Annotated in this window: 20 protein-coding genes; 2 read left to right on the top strand and 18 right to left on the bottom strand. The window is 69.0% G+C overall.

Annotated elements, in window-relative coordinates; genetic code table 11:
* Window positions 1-39: 39 nt before the first annotated feature.
* Window positions 40-1,632 (bottom strand): cation:proton antiporter, encoded by a 1,593-nt coding sequence (locus C3B61_RS14140; RefSeq protein ID WP_133160303.1) that lies wholly within the window; start codon window positions 1,630-1,632, stop codon window positions 40-42.
* A 123-nt stretch (window positions 1,633-1,755) separates the two neighbouring features.
* Here C3B61_RS14140 and C3B61_RS14135 point away from each other — a divergent pair, with 123 nt between their 5' ends.
* Complete coding sequence (locus C3B61_RS14135) at window positions 1,756-2,166, top strand: arsenate-mycothiol transferase ArsC (RefSeq protein WP_103461262.1); 411 nt, start codon at window positions 1,756-1,758, stop codon at window positions 2,164-2,166.
* On the opposite strand, the gene C3B61_RS14130 is transcribed toward C3B61_RS14135, so the two are convergent.
* The 13 genes from C3B61_RS14130 to C3B61_RS14070 form a co-directional block, all read right to left on the bottom strand.
* Window positions 2,163-3,398, bottom strand: a complete 1,236-nt coding sequence (locus tag C3B61_RS14130) for an RNA polymerase sigma factor (RefSeq protein ID WP_103461261.1) — start codon at window positions 3,396-3,398, stop codon at window positions 2,163-2,165. The genes C3B61_RS14135 and C3B61_RS14130 overlap by 4 nt on opposite strands.
* Before the next feature lie 26 nt (window positions 3,399-3,424).
* The gene (locus C3B61_RS14125; protein WP_103461260.1) at window positions 3,425-3,850 is read right to left on the bottom strand and encodes a YciI family protein; all 426 of its coding nucleotides are present in this window, start codon (window positions 3,848-3,850) and stop codon (window positions 3,425-3,427) included.
* A 93-nt stretch (window positions 3,851-3,943) separates the two neighbouring features.
* A complete protein-coding gene (locus tag C3B61_RS14120) occupies window positions 3,944-4,750 on the bottom strand; it encodes an HAD family hydrolase (protein WP_103461283.1) in 807 nt (268 codons plus the stop codon).
* Between the two features lie 5 nt (window positions 4,751-4,755).
* The gene (locus tag C3B61_RS14115) at window positions 4,756-5,916 is read right to left on the bottom strand and encodes a cysteine protease StiP family protein (RefSeq protein ID WP_103461259.1); all 1,161 of its coding nucleotides are present in this window, start codon (window positions 5,914-5,916) and stop codon (window positions 4,756-4,758) included.
* Window positions 5,913-7,328: a phosphoribosyltransferase domain-containing protein gene (locus C3B61_RS14110; RefSeq protein WP_174776353.1), complete on the bottom strand. Its 1,416-nt coding sequence runs from the start codon at window positions 7,326-7,328 to the stop codon at window positions 5,913-5,915. The genes C3B61_RS14115 and C3B61_RS14110 overlap by 4 nt, the downstream gene beginning before the upstream one ends.
* Window positions 7,325-8,515: an HpcH/HpaI aldolase/citrate lyase family protein gene (locus tag C3B61_RS14105; RefSeq protein WP_088457530.1), complete on the bottom strand. Its 1,191-nt coding sequence runs from the start codon at window positions 8,513-8,515 to the stop codon at window positions 7,325-7,327. The genes C3B61_RS14110 and C3B61_RS14105 overlap by 4 nt, the downstream gene beginning before the upstream one ends.
* A 6-nt stretch (window positions 8,516-8,521) precedes the next feature.
* On the bottom strand, window positions 8,522-9,265 hold the full coding sequence (locus tag C3B61_RS14100) for a hypothetical protein (RefSeq protein ID WP_103461257.1): 744 nt from the start codon (window positions 9,263-9,265) through the stop codon (window positions 8,522-8,524).
* A 3-nt stretch (window positions 9,266-9,268) separates the two neighbouring features.
* Window positions 9,269-9,820 carry a TerD family protein gene (locus C3B61_RS14095; protein WP_103461256.1) on the bottom strand — a complete coding sequence of 184 codons (552 nt, stop codon included), beginning with the start codon at window positions 9,818-9,820 and terminating at the stop codon, window positions 9,269-9,271.
* Entirely contained in the window at window positions 9,817-10,329 is a 513-nt protein-coding gene (locus C3B61_RS14090) for a hypothetical protein (protein ID WP_103461255.1), read from the bottom strand. Before C3B61_RS14090 ends, C3B61_RS14095 begins: the two co-directional genes overlap by 4 nt.
* Before the next feature lie 33 nt (window positions 10,330-10,362).
* Entirely contained in the window at window positions 10,363-11,565 is a 1,203-nt protein-coding gene (locus tag C3B61_RS14085; RefSeq protein WP_088457526.1) for a toxic anion resistance protein, read from the bottom strand.
* A gap of 51 nt (window positions 11,566-11,616) precedes the next feature.
* On the bottom strand, window positions 11,617-12,195 hold the full coding sequence (locus C3B61_RS14080; protein WP_103461254.1) for a TerD family protein: 579 nt from the start codon (window positions 12,193-12,195) through the stop codon (window positions 11,617-11,619).
* A gap of 54 nt (window positions 12,196-12,249) precedes the next feature.
* Window positions 12,250-12,840 carry a TerD family protein gene (locus tag C3B61_RS14075; RefSeq protein ID WP_088457524.1) on the bottom strand — a complete coding sequence of 197 codons (591 nt, stop codon included), beginning with the start codon at window positions 12,838-12,840 and terminating at the stop codon, window positions 12,250-12,252.
* Window positions 12,841-12,983: 143 nt separating this feature from the next.
* The gene (locus C3B61_RS14070) at window positions 12,984-14,165 is read right to left on the bottom strand and encodes a TerC family protein (RefSeq protein WP_103461253.1); all 1,182 of its coding nucleotides are present in this window, start codon (window positions 14,163-14,165) and stop codon (window positions 12,984-12,986) included.
* 150 nt (window positions 14,166-14,315) lie between these two features.
* Between C3B61_RS14070 and C3B61_RS14065 the strand changes: the two genes are divergently transcribed.
* A complete protein-coding gene (locus tag C3B61_RS14065; RefSeq protein WP_103461252.1) occupies window positions 14,316-14,810 on the top strand; it encodes a MarR family winged helix-turn-helix transcriptional regulator in 495 nt (164 codons plus the stop codon).
* A gap of 12 nt (window positions 14,811-14,822) precedes the next feature.
* Here C3B61_RS14065 and C3B61_RS14060 read toward each other — a convergent pair whose 3' ends face one another.
* From C3B61_RS14060 to C3B61_RS14045, 4 genes are all read right to left on the bottom strand, one after another.
* Complete coding sequence (locus C3B61_RS14060) at window positions 14,823-15,200, bottom strand: fluoride efflux transporter FluC (protein ID WP_103461251.1); 378 nt, start codon at window positions 15,198-15,200, stop codon at window positions 14,823-14,825.
* Window positions 15,197-15,655 (bottom strand): fluoride efflux transporter FluC, encoded by a 459-nt coding sequence (locus C3B61_RS14055; protein WP_103461250.1) that lies wholly within the window; start codon window positions 15,653-15,655, stop codon window positions 15,197-15,199. The genes C3B61_RS14060 and C3B61_RS14055 overlap by 4 nt, the downstream gene beginning before the upstream one ends.
* Window positions 15,655-16,401 (bottom strand): 2,3-bisphosphoglycerate-dependent phosphoglycerate mutase, encoded by a 747-nt coding sequence (locus C3B61_RS14050; protein ID WP_244285943.1) that lies wholly within the window; start codon window positions 16,399-16,401, stop codon window positions 15,655-15,657. Before C3B61_RS14050 ends, C3B61_RS14055 begins: the two co-directional genes overlap by 1 nt.
* A 92-nt stretch (window positions 16,402-16,493) precedes the next feature.
* Window positions 16,494-16,967, bottom strand: coding sequence for a universal stress protein (locus tag C3B61_RS14045; RefSeq protein WP_103461249.1), 474 nt, complete (start codon window positions 16,965-16,967; stop codon window positions 16,494-16,496).
* Window positions 16,968-16,976: the final 9 nt, after the last annotated feature.

Genomic DNA, 16,976 nt, shown 5'->3' with positions numbered 1-16,976 from the left:
GCCTACGAGGTGCGGGCCGGTCGCCACGAGCTGCCTCCGCTAGTCCAGCACCGGCGTCACCCCGGCCTGCAGGGCATCGAGCTCGCCCTGCACGTCTCTGGCACTGCCCGGGTAGACCTGCCGGGCCCGAACCGCCGCCGTGAGCGCGGCTCGCTGCAGGTCGAAGTATTCGCCGCTGGTGGGGTCGTCCCGGCCGGCGACCGCGGCGGCGGCCACGGCGCGGGCCTCGGCTCGGCCCACCTCCACCTCGGCGTCTTCGGCACTGGTGTCGATCCGCAGCTTCTTGGCCAGCAGCGGCAGCGTCGAACCCTGCAACAGCAGGGTGCCGACGGCCACGATGAAAGCGACGGTCTGGATGATGGTGCGACCGGGAAACGGCGCTCCGGAGGCGATGGTGAGCGGGATACCGCCGGCGGCGGCGAGGGTGATGATGCCGCGCATGCCGGTCCAGGAGACGAGGAGGTTCTCCGCGGGGGTCAGCACCGTGACGTGGCCGCGGTCCCTGCCGCCCTGCCGCCGCAATGGACCCGACCGGCCGCCCCGCCCGGGACCGCCGCGCCCGCGCCGCCGGCGCCGGACCAGGGGGTCGAGGGAGGCGGCCATCCGCCTGGCGTAGATCAGGAGCGCGAGTTGGGCCCGGCCGTAGCTGAGGTACACCCAGGCGAACCTGCAGAGGATGACCGCGAGCAGCACGATCAGGCCCAGGCCGATGGTGGACCAGGTGGGGGTGTTCGACTCGGCGAGGTCGTCGAGCACAAACCTGAATTGGAGCCCCATGTAGGCGAAGACGAACGCCTCGAGGATGAGGTCAACGACCGGCCAGAGTGCGGCCTCCTGCAGCCGGGTGCGGTAGGCGGTGGAGGGCTGGGTGGACTCTCTGCGGCCGAAGTGGGACAGACTCACGGTGAAGCCGGCCGCGACGACGGCGATGATGCCGGAGGCATGCAGCTGCTCGGCCGCGAAGTAGGCCAGAAACGGCACCAGCAGGTTCAGACCGCTCTCGATGGTGGGGTTGCCCACCTTGGCCCGTACCGCGACGACGACCCGGCCGATGATGACACCGAGGATCAGTCCGATCGCGGCCTCCCAGCCGAAGAGCAGGAACGGGTTTTCGATGAACTCCCGGTCGCCGGTGACGGCGGCTATGGCCACGGCGAACAGGGTGAGCGCCGCCGCGTCGTTGACGAGGCTTTCGCCGGTGAGGATGGAGATCGTGCGCCGCGGCAGGCCGATCTCGCGGCCGTGGCTGACGGTGGTGACCGAGTCCGGCGGCGACACCACGGCGGCGAGCACGAGCGCGCCGGCCAGACCGAGCTCCGGGGCGATCCACGAGGTGAGGAAGCCGACGACCACGGTGGTGAAGATCACCAGGCCCACGCCGAGCCCGAGGATGCTGCGCAGGTTCTTGAGGAACGCGAAGAACGAGAAATTCAGGGTGGCCGAGTAGAGCAGCGGCGGGATCACGACCCCGAGGATCAGCTCGGGGTCGAGTTCGAGCCGGGGCAGACCGGGGATGAACGAGATGGCGGCCGCCAGGGTGACGGTGACGATGCCGGCCTGCAGGCCGCGCAGGTGGGCGAAGGCGGCGATGACGAGCGCACCGGTCATCACGAGGAGCAGCTGGACGTCCAATGGTGCCTGTCTTTCCGCGAAGAGGTGTCGTGCCAGTCTTCCCTATCGGCGGCGCGGTGACGGTGAGGTGAGACGCAGGGCGAACCCGACCGGTGCGCAAGCCGCGGTGGGTACGATTGCGGCATGACCGAGACCCGTATCCCATCCGTTCTGTTCGTCTGCCAGAAGAACGGTGGGAAGTCGCAGATGGCGGCCGCACTGATGAGGGCAGCGGCGGGGGACGGTGTCGAGGTGTTCTCGGCGGGAACGAAGCCCGCGGCGGCCCTGAACGCTCAGTCCGTGGAGTCACTGGCCGAGCTGGGAATCGGCGTCGGAGACGAGCAGCCGAAGGCCATCACCGCGGCCATGGTGGCCGCTGCCGACGTCGTCGTGATCCTCGGGTCTGAGGCGCAGGTCGATGAGGTGGCCGGAACGAGGTTCGAGACGTGGATCACGGACGAGCCCTCCGAGCGCGGCATCGAGGGCATGGAGCGCATGCGACTGGTCCGTGACGACATCCGCGCCCGCGTCGACGAGCTCCGCGCCCGCCTCTAGCCCTGCGCGTCGGCCTTGGCGAGCAGGACGTCACGTTCCTGCGTGTTCGCGGTGAGGGCGGCGGCCGTGAGGAACTCGGCCCGGGCCTCCTGAGCGCGGCCGAGCCTGGCCAGTAGTTCGCCGCGCACACTCGGCAGCAGGGCCGAACCACGCAGTGCGCCGTCGTCGGCGAGGTCGTCGACGATGCGCAGTGCGGATGCGGGACCGGTCGCCATGGCCACCGCTACCGCCCGGTTGAGCTCAACCACCGGGTTCGGCGCGATCCGGCCGAGTGCCTCGTAGAGCAACACGATCCGGTCCCAGTCGGTGTCCGCCACGCTGGGGGCCCTCGCGTGGCACTGGGCGATCGCGGCCTGCAGGGCGTAGCTGCCCCGGCCGCGGCCCAGCGCGTCGGCGCGGGCGAGGGCGGCCTGCCCACGGGCGATCTGGCCGTGGTCCCAGCGGCGGCGGTCCTGATCGGCCAACAGGATGGGCGTGCCGTCGGCGCTCACCCTGGCGCCGAACCTGGAGGCCTGCAGCTCCATCAGGGCCACGAGGGCGTGCGCCTCGGGCTCCCGCGGGGTGAGACCGGCGAGTACCCGAGCAAGCCGCAGCGCCTCGTTCGCGAGGTCGGTGCGCAGCCAATGGTCGCCGGACGTGGTCGCGTAACCCTCGGTGAAGATCAGGTAGACCACCCCTAGCACGGCGCCGAGCCTGGACCGCCACTCGCTTGGGTCGGGCACCTCGAAAGGCACCCCCGCCGCGGCGAGGGTCTTCTTGGCCCGCAGGATGCGCTGCTGGATGGTGGCCACCGGCACCAGGAACAGCCGGGCGATCTCCTCGGTGGTGAGGCCGCCGATCAGCCGCAGGGTCAGCGCGACCTGAGCCTCGCGGGCGAGCACCGGGTGGCAGGCGATGAATACCAGCCGCAACACGTCGTCATCGATCGGTTCCCCAGCATCCGCGGCGGTGCCGATGCCCACCAGATCATGGGCCATCGCCCGGTACCTCTCATCGAGGCGTTCGCGTCGCCGCCAGGTGTCGATGGCCTTGCGCTTGGCGACGGCCGTGAGCCAGGCCCCGGGGTTCCGGGGGATGCCCGCCTCCGGCCATTGCCTGAGCGCGTCGACCACCGCTTCCTGGGCGAGATCCTCGGCCAGCACCACATCGTTGGTCATCTTCGCGAGCGTGGCGACGATCCTGGCGCCCTCGATGCGCCAGACCGCGTCCACGGTGCGCCGCGGATCGGCCATGACCCCAGCCTGCCGGCCGAAGCCCGCTAGACCTGGCCGCTCTCGGCGCGCCAGAGCTCCTGCTGCGCAAGGATCGGGTTGTCGGCCGCCTCACCGAAATCGCTCATCTCGGTGACCCGGCGTACCTCGAGCTTCGACCCCGGTCCGAGCGGGCACCGGCTCGCCCACTCGATGGCCTCCTCCTTCGACGCGACCTGGATCATCCAGAAGCCGCTGAACAGCTCGTGGGTTTCGCCGTAGGGGCCGTCGGTCACGATGGGTGGGTCTGCGGCGAAGTCGACCACAAAATTGTCGGCCATCGAGTCGGCCAGACCGTCGCCGGCGAGCATCACGCCGGCCTTGAACAGGGCCTCGTTGTATGCACCCATCTTCTCGATGATCTGATTGATGTCCGCCGTGTCGTAGTCCTGACGGGCCGCTTCGGTTGCTCGCATGATCAGCATGTACTTCATCGGGTTCTCCTCACTCGTGGAGGGCGCCGAGTGCGTCCCTCTACATGATGCGTCGAACGGGGCGGGCCTGGATCGACAGGACGGGAAAGAAATTCAGTTCGACAGCACCTGCCGGGTGATGGAGTGCAGCAGTTCCTCCCCGGCCAGGATGCCCCGCCGGGCGGTCACGGCCAGGTTGTGCCTGGTGAAGGCCGCGTCATGCAGTTCGCCGTGCGCCGGCCGGAAGGCGAAGTGCGCCTCCTCCAGCATCCGCTGGTCGAGGAGCGAGTCGCCGGCGGCCAGCACCGTGGGGGCGCCGAGCCGGCGGTGCACCTCGGCTACGGCGGCGCTCTTGTTCACGGCTTCCGGCACACAGTAAAGCTTGCGTCCCTGCACGGAGACGGTCCAGCCGAGCGCCCGGCACCGCAGGTGCAGCCCGGCGATCCAGTCCGCGGGCATCGCCTCCCGGTCGATGATCGCGTAGGTGAACAGGTCCTCCGCGGTGTGCACCCGCACAATCCACTCCCCGGCGGCCGGTTCCTCGAGCAGGGCCCTGACCTCGGCCAACGGAGCCGCTTCCGCGCCCAACCGGGCCTGCAGTGTGTGCGACCACGCCGGATCGACCTCACCGTCGACCAGGATCGTGCCGCCGTTTGTGGTGATGGCGAAGCGCGGCACCGACCCCGGCAGCTGCACCCGGCTGTACTGGGCGACGGTGCGGGTGGTGACCGGCACGAACGTGGCGGTCGCGGCGAGGTCGAGCAGAAGCTGCTCGGCGGCGCGTGTCATGAACGAGATCGGCACGCCCTGATAGACCTCGGAGACGACGATCGGTGGAGCCTGGGCGTCGGTCGTCTCGAGCCAGAAGGCGCGCGATGAGTAGATGAGGGTGCGGTCGAGATCGCAGGCGACCAGGGGCATGCCGGTCACTGTGCACCCGCAATCCCGCGACCGGGCCGAATGAGCCCGACACAGCTGTACGGCAGGTCGGGAACGACCTCGATCGGGACGCCGCGCTGCTCGGCCAGCAGCAGCACGTGCGCGACATCCGCCACGGCATCCGCCCGCACCAGCACCTTCCAGGGCACCCGGCGCAGCAGGACCCGGGTGGTCTCGCCGACTCCCGGCTTGACCAGGTTCACATCGTTGATGCCGTACTCGGTGCTGATCTTCTCGACAGCCTTCCAGCCGACCCACGACGGGGTGCGGTCCTCGCCGCTCGCCGCCGCGACTCCGGCGGCGACGTCGGCGGCGACATCGGTGAAGTAGCCGCAGACGGTGTCGAGAAAGTCGCCCGAGACGTCGTTGGGGCTCAGCTCGGCGTAGAACTTGGCGCCGTGGAACTCGTCCTCGCCGATCAGGTCCCGGTTGAAGACGGTGCGGGACACGAGCCCGGACACCGTGGAGTTCAAGCAGGCGGACGGGATCAGGTAGTCCTCGCGGGTGCCGTGGATGGTGACGCAGTGTCCTGGGTCGGCCAGCACTGCCAGGTCGTCCCTGAAGAACACGCCGTCGGTCCGGCCGAACAGGGCGATCGCCGCGGACAGCTCCCGCGCGATGGCGCCCTTGCCGGTCCAGCCGTCGACGAAGATGATCTGCTCGGGATCGTGGTGGGCGGCGAGGTAGCGCAGGGCGGTCTGGTCCAGCCCCACGCCGCGCACGATGCTCATCGTGTAGTGCGGCACGTCGATCCCACGCGCCTGCTGGGCCCAGCGCCGCATCAGGATGCCTATCGGGGTGCCGGCCCGGGCGAGGGAGACGAACACCGGCCGGTCACCGCGGGCGGCGAGGGCCAGGTCGGTGACGACGCCGACGGCCACAGCGAGCCGGCGGCCGGAACGCTGGAGCGCCTCCCGGTAGAGCGCCTCGTATTCCGGCGACGGCAGGTACTCGATGGGTAACGACTCGGCGTAGTTCGCCGCCCCGGTCTGGATGGCGTGCTCGCGTTCCTCGGCCGGTGCCTCGAGGGCAACGCCCTGCAGGTCCTGCAGCAGCCAGCTCACGTCCTCGGCGGCGTATGAGCCGAAGGCGGGGCCGCTGAGCGGATGCGGCAGCAGGGCCGCCGGCGGGAGAGGGCTGGTGGTCACGGGGTGGGTATCCCATCGGTGGGGGCTGAAGCGGTCAGGAGCACGACCACGATGCGGTCGCTCACGCGGCGGAGGGCATCGATCACGCCGTCGGCACCGGTCAGCCGGGCGGGGTCGGTGCCGGGTTCCGGCATGAACACCACGGTGCCGAACCGGTGATGGCCGGCGGTGAGGTTGTAGGCGAATCGCACGCCGGCGCCGTCGGAGGTGGTGTCGTGGCTGCGGAAACTGATGGCGCTTCTGATCGGGTAGTCGGCTGCATCGAGGGCGGCGATCGGCGATCGGGTGCTGGTGGAGAACCTGACGAACAGCGGCGCGGCGGCGCGTCCGAGCTCGTCCGCGGTCAGCATCGGCAGGGCGATGAACTCTTCCGAGCCCAGGACCAGGACCCCGCGGTCGTCCACGGTCGCCTCCCCGGCGGGGAGCAGGGCGGCCACACGATTGGCGACCGCCGCGGCGAGGGCGGCGTCCGCGGGTGCCGTGGTGCCGAATCGGGCGCTTCGCAGCGGGGCGAGGTCGGTGCAGTCGAGCAGGTGCACCTCGCCGGCAGCGGCGGGCGCCGGGGTGATGACGGGCATCGACTCGATCATCCGGCCGGCACGGGGAAGCACGTCGGCGGGGAGCCCGATCGAGCCGGCGGCCAGGCAGACCACGGAGATGCGGGTGCCGAGCGTGGCCGCCAGCTCGTCGAAACGGCCGAGGTCGGCGGGGGACCGCAGGTCGATCAGCGAGGCGATCACCCAGTGCGATTGCGGGATGAGGGCATGCAGCGCCGTGATCGTGTTGATCACCGTGGTGCCGGTGCTCAGCTCGTCGTCGACCAGAATCGTCGTGCCGCCCGCGCGCAGCCAGTGCGGGTCTGTCGGCAGCAGGGCATGCTCGGTGGCGTGGGAGTGTTCCTCGGCGAAGCCGGCGAACGGGGTCGCCCCGGCCGGCGCGTGCCGGGTCGAGTGCAGGTAGTAGGCGCCGAGGGCGTCCGCGACGAGCTGGCCGAGGCCGGTGGCCGTCTCGGCGTAGCCGAACGTCACGACGTCCGGTTGCGGCGCCGTCGCGGCGCGGATGTCGCGGCGGAGGTCTGTCAGATCGCGGTGGGCCTGGGCCAGGGATTCCGCATCCGTCGACTCGGCCTTCTCGGCCAGCCGGGCCACCAGAACAGCGAATCGGTCGCCCAACTCGTTCGCGGCCGGAGGGCCGCCACTGACGACCGCGGAGACGAGCAACCCGAGCAGTTCCCCGGCCGCCAGGGCGATGCCGGGCACCGTCGGCACGTGTTTGGCGAGCACCGTGGAGACGAGCAGATGGGCGCGCTTGGGGTTGTGGCGGAGGGCGATGCCGACGAGTTCGTCTACGCCGAGGATGCTCCGGGTGTGGTCGGTGGCCACGTGAATGTCGAGGGCCGTTGCCACCGTCACCGCATGCTCGCTTCGAGGAGGTCGACGAAGGTGGTGGACTCCGAGGCCACCCCGAAGGCGTCGGCGCGCAGCATCGTCTTGTGCGCCCACGCGGAGTGCGGCTTGGCCTCGTTCATCTTGTTGCCGTACGGGGACGCGCTGGCTCCGCCGCCCACGTTGTCGAGAATGACCGCAGCGTCGAGGAACTCCTCGTGGCTCACGACAGACAGGGCGTGCACCACCGACACGTGGGTGGGGTGGATCACGGTTTTACCGAGGAGCCCGTTGGCCTGGTCGAGGGAGATCTCGCGGATCAGCCCGTCCAGGCCGCCCAGCATCAGCCGGTGCCGGAGTTCTCTCTCGTTGGCTTCGACGAACGGGGTCATACGCAACTGCGGACGGAGGATGCGCTCGGTCTCGTAGTGCTCCCACACCGTGCCGGTGATCACAAAACTGTCGTCTGACCGGCCCAGCACGTTCACGATGTCGGAGATCATCGAGGCGACCACCTTGACGTCGTACACCGTGAGGTCGCGCGAGCGGCGCAGCCCGAAGGCGCTGGACAGGTCGGTCGCGCCGATGCGCGCGGCCAGCACGTCCTCGCGGTTGTCGTGCAGAATCGTGCGGATCGACGCGAGCGCCGAGGTGCGCGTCTCGCTGTGGATCATGTTCGGAGACTCGAGAATGGGCATCAGCCGCAGCCGTTGGCCGCCCCGTGAGCCGTCGGCGCCGCTCTGCCGCTGGATCTCGCGGAGCGCAACGAAGAACCCCTCGGCATAGCCGGTTTCGTTCTCGAACTTGGGGACCACGAATCCGCTGAGCAGAGCCAGGCCCGCACCGCAGGACTCGGCCACCCGCAACATCTGTTCCGGGGTGCGCACCCGCACGAAGAGCAGGGGGAGGGCGGTGTCAGGCTTGTCCGTCGCGGTGCGGTGCAGGGCTCTGATCGCTTCGGCGACGTTGATCTCCGCGGCATCCACTGCGCTGTCGGCGATCGAGTCCTCGAGGCAGAGCACCATGCTGACGCAGCCGCGCGAGGCCTGTTTGATGACGTCGTCGGCGATAGCGGGACGGTCGCCGGGGCAGTAGAGCGTGGCGCCGAGGAACGCGGCGAGCAGCGGGGCGGGCGAGTCGACCGAGATTTCCTGGGGCCGCCGGTGGAAGAGCTGGTCGGTCTGGGAGTCATCGAGGAAGGCGAAGTGGCGCATGGGGGATTATCGGCTCCGGGACTCTCGAGTAGCGACGTGGGGGGTGAGGGTGAAACCGAACTGGCTCAGAATCGCTTCGTCAGACGCCGTGCGGTCCACGGGTTCCGCCCGCAATTCGACGAGGTTACCGACCCTCAGCAAACAGAGGATGAACATCCGTGAGTCGTCACCCCGTGCCGTCGTGACCGTGGAGCCGTCGAAGATCTGCACGCCGAGGGTGTGCGGTCCGCGTGCGATGAACAGGGCGCGTCGCAGCCTCTGCAGGTGGCGCAGGGAGACGATCGCATCGGCCTCGTCGAATCCCACCAGCGGCCGATTGCCGGCTGTCGTCACGGGAGTGCCGGCGGTGTCGCCTGCAGCGCTCTCCGAGCCGGTCACCCGGTCGGCGTCCTCCCACACGGCGAGGTCGGCGCCGCTCACGATGAGGCTGCCCACAGCGGACTCGCGGGCGTTGAGCCGGAGTACCGGCTCGTTCTCGCCCAGTTCGCGAACCTCGTCGATCGTGGGGGCCGGGAAGGGAAGCGAATCCGGCGAGACGGTGGCCGGCGCCGTCGCGACGGATGCCGGGCGGGCCGGTGATGCTGCTGTGCCCGTCGTCGCGGGGGCGAGAGACAAACCGGCGGATGCGGCCCGACGAGGTTCCGGCTCGGTGGCGGCGGCATCGCGCGCGACGGCGGCCGGCGCTGCGGGCTTGACGCGGCGGCGCAGGAACCCAATGTCGGTGCGGACCGGGGAGCTGTTCAGTGCCACCGGTCAGAGGTCGATCCGGAAGTCGGCGGCGACCCCGCGCAGGCCCGTCGAATAGCCCTGGCCGAGGGCACGGAACTTCCAGTCGTCACGGTGGCGGTAGAGCTCGCCGAACATCAGCACGTCCACGGTGCGGTACTCGCCGGACGGGAGAACAAAACGCACCAGCTCGCGGTTGTCGCGGGTGGCCACCCGGACGTACGCGGAACGGACCGAGGAGAAGTTGCCGGCGCCCCGCACGTCGGGGTCCACGTAGACGACGAACACGATCTTCGCGACCTCGGCGGGCACCCTGGCGAGGTCGACGTCGATCTCTTCGGTGTCCAGGTCGTCGCGGAAACCGACGGAGCCGTCCTGGCTGACGATCTGGTTGAAGAACACGAGATGGTCGTTGGAGAGCGACTTGCCCTGGGCGTCACACAGGATGGCCAGGGGCACGAGCTCGGACTGCGGACCGCGGCTGGGGATGATCTCCCATCCGAAGCCGATCATCAGCTCGGTGAGCCCCGGGTTCTCGGCGGTCAGGGCGGCGTTGGCCCCCGGGATCAGTGAGGTCATCGTCCGTCCAACGTGAGGGTGGGAGCCGCGAACTTGTCGGCCAGGAAACGCCCGTGGGTGGAGAGCTCCGCGATGGCGCCGATGCGAATCTGGTTGAGCAGGTCGCCGATGGTTTCCTCGAGGATCCCGAGTTGGGCCGAGAACTGCAGGGTGGCAGCGGAGGTGTTGGTGCGTTCGGCCTCTGGCAGAGCGAGGTAGGCCCGCAGCGGGGTCGGCAGGTAGTCCCGGATCATCGCATCGAGCAACACCCGCTGCTCGGTCGAGGCGTTCTGGGCGGCGACCATTTCGATGACGCGACGGAGCAGGTCGTCGATCTGGGCGAGCCTGGAGGTGAGCAGGGTGGGCAGTTCGCCCCCGGAGCTCCGAACGGCTGCGCGCAGCTGGTCGAGGGCGCGCCGTGTCGCTTCATCCTCGGATTCCACGACGGCAGCCGGCTCCACGGCCGCGGAGTGGGCATCCGTCGTCGCCGGACCCTTGAACAGAGAGTCTACGAACTTGCCGAACGCCATGCCCTCACCGTCCTCGTTACGTTGCCCGATTGTCTAGCGTAGCTCGCGCTGTTCCCCCTGCTTGCTGCGTTCCAGGTACGGCTTCGCCTTCTGCAGTCCGGTTTCGAGGGCCGAGACCGTGCCCTCCATGTTTTTGGCGGCAGCGGCGCGGAAGGTGTCGATCGCGTCCATGGTGGCGAACACGTTGTCGAAGGCCTTCTGCAGCGTCTCGACGCTCACTCCGGAGTTCGACGCCTGCTCGTGGATGCGCACGGTCTGGTCCTTGAGCATCTCGCTGGTCTTGAGGATCATGTTGTTGGTGGTGGTGTTGATCGCGTCGATCTGGTCGAGCACCATCTTCTGGTTGGCCAGGGCCTGCGCCACGATGACGGCCGTGCGGAGCGCCGCGATGGTCGTCGTGCGCGCCCGGTCGACACCCTTGATGAGTTCCAGGTTGTTCTTGCGGATCAGATCCATCGCCAGGTAGCCCTGCACCGACACGGCGAGCTGGGTGAGGATGTCCTGGTGCCGCTGGCGGATCGGGAAGAGCACGTCGGCTTCGAGCTTCTGTGCTTCGTCGATGCGACCGGCCGACCGCGAGGCGTCGATCTTCTCGACGGTGGCGTTGTCCAGGGCCTTGGCGAAGACCGCGTACTCGCTCAGCGTCTGCATGGTCTCCCAGAGCTGCACCTTCTCACCGGCCAGCGACGCGTTGTCCTTGAGGAGTTCGTCCTGCCCGCTCATCAGCGACTTGATGATCGCGTCGAGCTGGGTCTGGGCTGACTCGTACTTCTGGAAGTACTTCGCCAGCTTGTTCCCGCCGGGGATGAAGCCCAGGATCTTGCGTCCCATTCCGAGGTCGGCGTCGTTGGGCGTGAGGTCCTCAACGGTCGAGCGCAGCTCACCGAGAGTGTTCGCCACGGTGATCTGCGCGCTGTTGCCGGTGCGCTTGGCGCCGGCGACCGAAGTCGACGAGCGCTCGAGCATGCGGGTGGAGTAGCCGCTGGACTGCACCATCTCGGCGCTCGCGAGGCCGGAGATGCCCTCGATCTTCGCGCTGAACTCGGGGGTCCGCGGATCCAGGGACGAGACATCCGCCACGAACTCCCGCGCCTGACGGGCGATCTCCTGCTGCCGCTCGGCCGGAACCGGCACCATCCCGGGCGCGTCGTCCGCCACCACGATGTCCGGTGCATCCGGCGCTTTCAGCACCAGGGCCAGCTCGGAGGCGTCCGGGGGAGAGAGGGGTGAACTCATGCGTGGTCCTGTCTGATTCTGGTGCGGCGGGCGGCGACGAGCGTGGGCCGGTTAGTCGAGGGAGATGCCGAAGTCGGTGGCGATGCCCGCGAGTCCGGTGGTGTAGCCCTGGCCGACGGCCTTGAACTTCCAGTCGGTGCCGTTGCGGTAGACCTCGGCGAACAGCATGGCGGTCTCGGGTGCCGCGTCCTCGCTCAGGTCGAACCGCACGATCTCCTGATCGTCCTGGTCGACGATGCGGCAGTACGCCCCGCGCACCTGGCCGAAGTTCTGGCGGCGTGCGTCGGCCTGGTCGATCGAGACCACGATCACCACGCGGGAGACGTCGCTGGCCACCTGACGCAGGTCGATGTTGATCTGCTCGTCGTCGCCGTCCCCGGCTCCCGACCGGTTGTCACCGAGGTGCACAACCGACTTGTCTGCCGAGGAAGGCTGGTTGTAGAAGATGAAGTCGGCGGAGGAACGCACCTTGCCGTTGTCGCCGATGAGGAGCGCGGAGGCGTCCAGGTCGAAGGCTTCGCCGCTGGTGGTGCGCGGGTCCCAACCCAGGCCGACAGTCGCGACGGTGAGTCCGGGGCTGACCTTGGTCAGCGAGAGGTTGTTGCCTTTTGCGAGTGTCAGACCTGCCATGGGAATTTTCTCCTTGTGTGTATGGGGTGGGTGAACGGCCGTGCGGTGGCGCGGTTAGAGGACCTTCGCTGCCGCGGTGAGCAGGTCCATGGCCGAACGGCCGGTGGCGCGCTCGCCGATGGCCTTGAAGGTCCAGCCGGTGCCGTCGCGGGAGACCTTCGACATGATCATGGCGGTGTGCGGGCCGCTGTCGGTCAGCTGGTAGCGGGCGACCTCAGGGGTGCCGGCGGACGAGTCGTCGACGAGGCGGCTGAACGCGTTCTCGACGAGGTCGAAGGTCTGCTGGCTGTAGCTGCTGATGACGAACACGATCTGCGAGACCGCCGCGGACACCTGGGCGAGGTCGACGAGGATGGTTTCGTCATCGCCATCGCCGGCCCCGGTCAGGTTGTCGCCGGTGTGGCGGGTCGAGCCGTCCTTGCTGCTGAGCTGCTGGAACCAGACGGTGTCGAGGACCTTGCCGGCGGCGTCGAAGAAGATCGCCGAGGCGTCGAGGTCGACCTCTGCGGCCTTGCCGCGACCGAACAGGCCGCGCTTGACGGGGGCGGCGCTGTCCCAGCCGAGGCCCATGCGGACCTTCGAGAGGCTGCCGCCATCCGCCTTGGTCAGCGAGAGCGACTGGCCCTTTGACAAGCTCAAACCCATTGTGTACTCCTTCGTATGACGTTTTGTGTTGGTCAGCGCCAGTGCGCGCCCAGTCTAGAGGCCACCGGCACGGAAAATCCTGTACGGAGCGGGCGGCGAGGCGGCGACAGCCGCGCGCGTCGCCGCCCGCTCCGTGGGTGGTGCTACTTCGCGACGCCGGCGTGGGCGTTGTGCGCCTCGGCCAGCAGCGCCTGCAGCTCTTCGTCTTCGGCGGCACGAGCCCGGTGCTTGGGGGTGAGCAGGCCCAGGGCGCGTTCGTGGGCGACGACGAGAGCGTAGGTTTCGTCGCGCGTCTCACCCTTGCCGCTGAAGTCGCCGGTCAGGTACTTCTTGGCCGAAGCCTTGCTGAGCGCGATCGCGCTGTGCGCGCGGCCGGCCGGGCTGACGAGCGAAGCGATGACTGTGACCGTGAGAACACCGATGATCACGGCGAGCGAGACGCCGGTGCTGATCTCGAAGACCGGGACGTGCTCGCCGCCGTTGATGAACGGCAGCGTGTTCTCGTGCAGGGCGTGCAGTACGAGCTTGATGCCGATGAAGCCGAGGATCGCGGCCAGGCCGTAGCTGAGGTAGATCAGGCGGTCGAGCAGGCCGTCGATGAGGAAGTAGAGCTGGCGGAGGCCCATGAGCGAGAACGCCGTCGCGGTGAAGACGATGTAGACGTTCTGGGTGAGGCCGAAGATCGCGGGCACGGAGTCCAGCGCGAACAGGAGGTCGGTGCCACCGATGGCGACCATGACGAGAAGCATCGGCGTCATGACCTTCTTGCCGTTCTCCCTGGTGAAGAGCTTGTCGCCGTCGTACCGCTCGGTGGTGTGGAACAGGCGCTTCGCCAGCCGGATGATGAAGTTGTCGGCCTCGTCGCTCTCGGCTTCGGGCTTCAGCAGCTTGACCGCGGTGTAGATGAGGAATGCGCCGAACAGGTAGAACAGCCAGGCGAACGAGTTGATCAGCGCCGCGCCGAGGAAGATGAACCCGGTGCGGGCGATCAGCGCGAAGACGATGCCGAAGAGGAGCACCTTCTGCTGGTCGGCGCGAGGCACCTTGAAGCTGGCCATGATGATGAGGAAGACGAAGAGGTTGTCGACCGACAGCGCCTTCTCGGTGATGTAGCCCGCGAAGTACTCGGTACCGAGCGTGCCGCCGCCGAAAAAGAGAACACCGAGTCCGAAGGCGATCGCGATGCCCACATAGATGGCGGACCACTTGGCGGCCTCGGGGAGGGTCGGCTCGTGAGCCTTGCGCACGTGGAAGAAGAAGTCGAAGGTGAGCAGGGCGACGATGCCGAGGATCGTGAGGAGCCAGACGTAGCCGGGTATGTCCATGGGTGGTGTTCTCCGCGGGGGTAGTGGTGTGATTAAGTTGGGGTCGCCCAACCATTCGCATCCCAACCGAAAGGTAAGGTAGCTCCACTATGTTAGTTGGATCCGTCCAACTATTCGCACAGCCTCCGAAAAGTCAGGAAACTTTCAGCCATGGTGTACAGCCGGGAAACCGCTCCAACGGTCGGTGAGGCTCTGGAATCGGCCCTGTCGACCATCCTTCGCTGGTCGACGCGCGCCGACAATAAACGGATGCTGCACGATTCGAGCGGTGCCGCCCTCTCCAGCACGGACTCCTGGTTGCTGGAACGCGTCGTCGTCGCCGGGCCGCTGCGGATGTCGAAGCTCGCGGGCTGGATGGCGGTGGACAAGTCCACCATGACCACCGAGATCCGGCGGCTGGAGAAATCCGGACTGGTGAGTCGGCGATCCGATCCGACCGATCGGCGGGGCGTGCTCATCACCGCGACGGAAGAGGGGCGTACCGCTATCGCCCGGCACCGCCAGCTCGCCCAGGACGTGTACGGAACCCTGGTCGGCAAGTGGACTGAAGTGGACCGCACCGAGTTGGCCCGGTTGCTCGGTCGTTTCGTCGACGAGCTCTCCTGGGTGACCGATGCGGTGGCCAGGCACAACGAGTCGATCTGACCTCGCGCTGGGCTACCCGCCCAGGCCCAGCCAGAGGCCCAGGAAGGCGCAGCCCACCGCGAGCGCGAGCATCCCGAGCCCGTTGACGAGCGCCGGAAGGGACCGCCGGTCCTGCGCCAGCCGCACGGTCTCGTAGCTGGCGGTGCTGAAGGTGGTGAAACCGCCCAGCAGGCCGCCGCCGAGTACCAGGTGCCAGGCCTCCGGCAACCACAGCGCCAGGGTGAGGCCGGTGATGAGTCCCAGCAGCAGGGAGCCGACCACGTTGATGAGCAGGGTGCCGACCGGCAGCGTGGTGCGCACCCTGGACTTCACGACGCCGTCGAGGACCAGCCGCAGGGTCGCGCCGAGACCGCCGGCCAGCGCCACGGCGACAAAGAGCAGCGGGGTCATCGGGCCGCCGTCCCGCTACGATTCGGCCGCCGGCCGTGCAGCGCCCCGGCCGCGCCGATCCCGGCCCACGAGGCGACCGCGCCGATCAGAACCGTGCCCAGCGCGTAGAGCAGGGCGGCGCCGAGTCGACTGTCGGCCAGCAACAGGCCGGTGTCGGTGGCCAGGGCGCTGTAGGTGGTGAAGCCGCCGAGCACGCCGGTGCCCAGCAGCAGCCGCAGCTGCCGGCGTCGGCCTTCGTCTGGGCCGCGGCGGGCCAGGGTCTCCAGCAGCAGCCCGAGCACGAAGGCGCCGACGATGTTGATGCCCACGATCACGACAGCCACCCCCGCGACCGGCGGCACCGAGATCGCCAAGAGCTCGCGCAGCGCGGTGCCGACGGTGCCGCCGGCGAAGACGAGGGCGAGGTGCGGCCAGCGCAGGTGTACGGGGCGCGACGCGCCGGTCGGGACTGCCATCAGGTGCCGCCGTCGAGGGCGAGGGCGAGCGCGGCCGCCTCGGCACGTGGGGCGTCGAGGTACCGCCGGCCGCCGGCCTGGTAGACCAGCGGATGCCCGGTGGGCAGATTGAGTCGGTGGATGGCCGATTTGTCGAGGGTCTCGAGCACGGCGCAATACGCGCGGAGGGAGTTGCCGTGCGCCACGACCAGCACGGTGCGCTCATCCGCCAGGAGCGGCAGCACCCGATCGGTATGGATCTCGGCCACCCGGGCCATCACGTCACGTAACGACTCGCTGCGGGTGAGCGCCCGGGCGGGCAGGCCACGGAACAGGGCCGTGTCGGCGAAGCCGCCAAGCTGCTCGTCGGACATGGCCGGCGGCGCGGTGTCGACCGAGCGGCGCCAGGCCAGGAACTGGGCCTCGCCGACCTCGGCGCGCACATCGTCCTTGTACCGTCCGGTGAGGGCGCCGTAGTTGCGTTCGTTCAAACGCCAGTCGGTGTGGACAGCGTCGGCCGGCAACTCCAGCGCGGTGGCCACGATGGCACTGGTCTGCCTGGCGCGCTGCAGCGGGGAGACGAGGACGGCATCCGGGACCAGGTCGTGCGCCGTGAGCAGGTCGGCGGCGGCCAGCGCCTCGTCGGCGCCGGACGGTGACAGCTCGGGGTCGAGGATGCCGGTGAAGAGGCCGGCGGCGTTCGCGGTGCTCTGGCCGTGGCGGAGCAGGACGAGTGAAGCACCGCTCGGCCAGCTCGTCACCGTCACCCACCAGTCTCGTCGGCCGGAACCATCAGCGCAGTCGGCGGTTCGAGCGGGTGCTCAGGTGGGATCCATCACCACGCAAAAGGGTACACCGCTCACTCGGACTCCCATGGCACGTCATCGTCGAACGACACCGGCGACAGGGGGACGACGACGACGGGACGGTGCTGCCGGTGCGCCAGGTGCATCGCGATCGAACCCGCGAAGAACTCCTGCAGGCTGCCGCGCACGGTGCCGTCCCTGGTGCCGACCACGATCATCACGGCCCGGAGCGTCTCGGCGAGCTGCCCGAGCGCCCTGGCCGGGTCGCCGGAGAGCTGGCGGGTGCTCCACTCGATGTCGTGGCCGCCCAGGATCCGGGTCAGGTGGGCGGTGAGGTACGGGTCGACGCCCGCGCCGCTACCCGGCGTGGGCGCGTCGGCGTGGTCGGCCCGCGGATGCCGGCCGGGGTCCACCCAGGCGCACACCAGCTCGGCGTCGAACCGCGCGGCGAACACCGCGGCCTGCAGCACGACGCCGTCGGCCTGACCTGGATAGACCCCCACCACCACTCGGGCTCGGATGCTCATGGCGCCCAG

The organism is Cryobacterium zongtaii (genome assembly GCF_002909375.1).
Taxonomy (GTDB): Bacteria; Actinomycetota; Actinomycetes; order Actinomycetales; family Microbacteriaceae; genus Cryobacterium; species Cryobacterium zongtaii.
This window is presented reverse-complemented; position numbering and strand designations above follow the sequence as displayed.

Bases quoted from the DNA above. Each gene is read 5' to 3' on its own strand.
- C3B61_RS14060 (WP_103461251.1), bottom strand. From the start codon at position 15,200: ATGACCCCGCTGCTCTTTGTCGCCGTGGCGCTGGCCGGCGGTCTCGGC.
- C3B61_RS14075 (WP_088457524.1), bottom strand. From the start codon at position 12,840: ATGGGTTTGAGCTTGTCAAAGGGCCAGTCGCTCTCGCTGACCAAGGCG.
- C3B61_RS14090 (WP_103461255.1), bottom strand. From the start codon at position 10,329: ATGGCGTTCGGCAAGTTCGTAGACTCTCTGTTCAAGGGTCCGGCGACG.
- C3B61_RS14120 (WP_103461283.1), bottom strand. From the start codon at position 4,750: ATGCCCCTGGTCGCCTGCGATCTCGACCGCACCCTCATCTACTCATCG.
- C3B61_RS14130 (WP_103461261.1), bottom strand. From the start codon at position 3,398: ATGGCCGATCCGCGGCGCACCGTGGACGCGGTCTGGCGCATCGAGGGC.
- C3B61_RS14105 (WP_088457530.1), bottom strand. From the start codon at position 8,515: ATGCGCCACTTCGCCTTCCTCGATGACTCCCAGACCGACCAGCTCTTC.
- C3B61_RS14045 (WP_103461249.1), bottom strand. From the start codon at position 16,967: ATGAGCATCCGAGCCCGAGTGGTGGTGGGGGTCTATCCAGGTCAGGCC.
- C3B61_RS14085 (WP_088457526.1), bottom strand. From the start codon at position 11,565: ATGAGTTCACCCCTCTCTCCCCCGGACGCCTCCGAGCTGGCCCTGGTG.
- C3B61_RS14055 (WP_103461250.1), bottom strand. From the start codon at position 15,655: ATGGCAGTCCCGACCGGCGCGTCGCGCCCCGTACACCTGCGCTGGCCG.
- C3B61_RS14065 (WP_103461252.1), top strand. From the start codon at position 14,316: ATGGTGTACAGCCGGGAAACCGCTCCAACGGTCGGTGAGGCTCTGGAA.
- C3B61_RS14080 (WP_103461254.1), bottom strand. From the start codon at position 12,195: ATGGCAGGTCTGACACTCGCAAAAGGCAACAACCTCTCGCTGACCAAG.
- C3B61_RS14095 (WP_103461256.1), bottom strand. From the start codon at position 9,820: ATGACCTCACTGATCCCGGGGGCCAACGCCGCCCTGACCGCCGAGAAC.
- C3B61_RS14125 (WP_103461260.1), bottom strand. From the start codon at position 3,850: ATGAAGTACATGCTGATCATGCGAGCAACCGAAGCGGCCCGTCAGGAC.
- C3B61_RS14135 (WP_103461262.1), top strand. From the start codon at position 1,756: ATGACCGAGACCCGTATCCCATCCGTTCTGTTCGTCTGCCAGAAGAAC.
- C3B61_RS14070 (WP_103461253.1), bottom strand. From the start codon at position 14,165: ATGGACATACCCGGCTACGTCTGGCTCCTCACGATCCTCGGCATCGTC.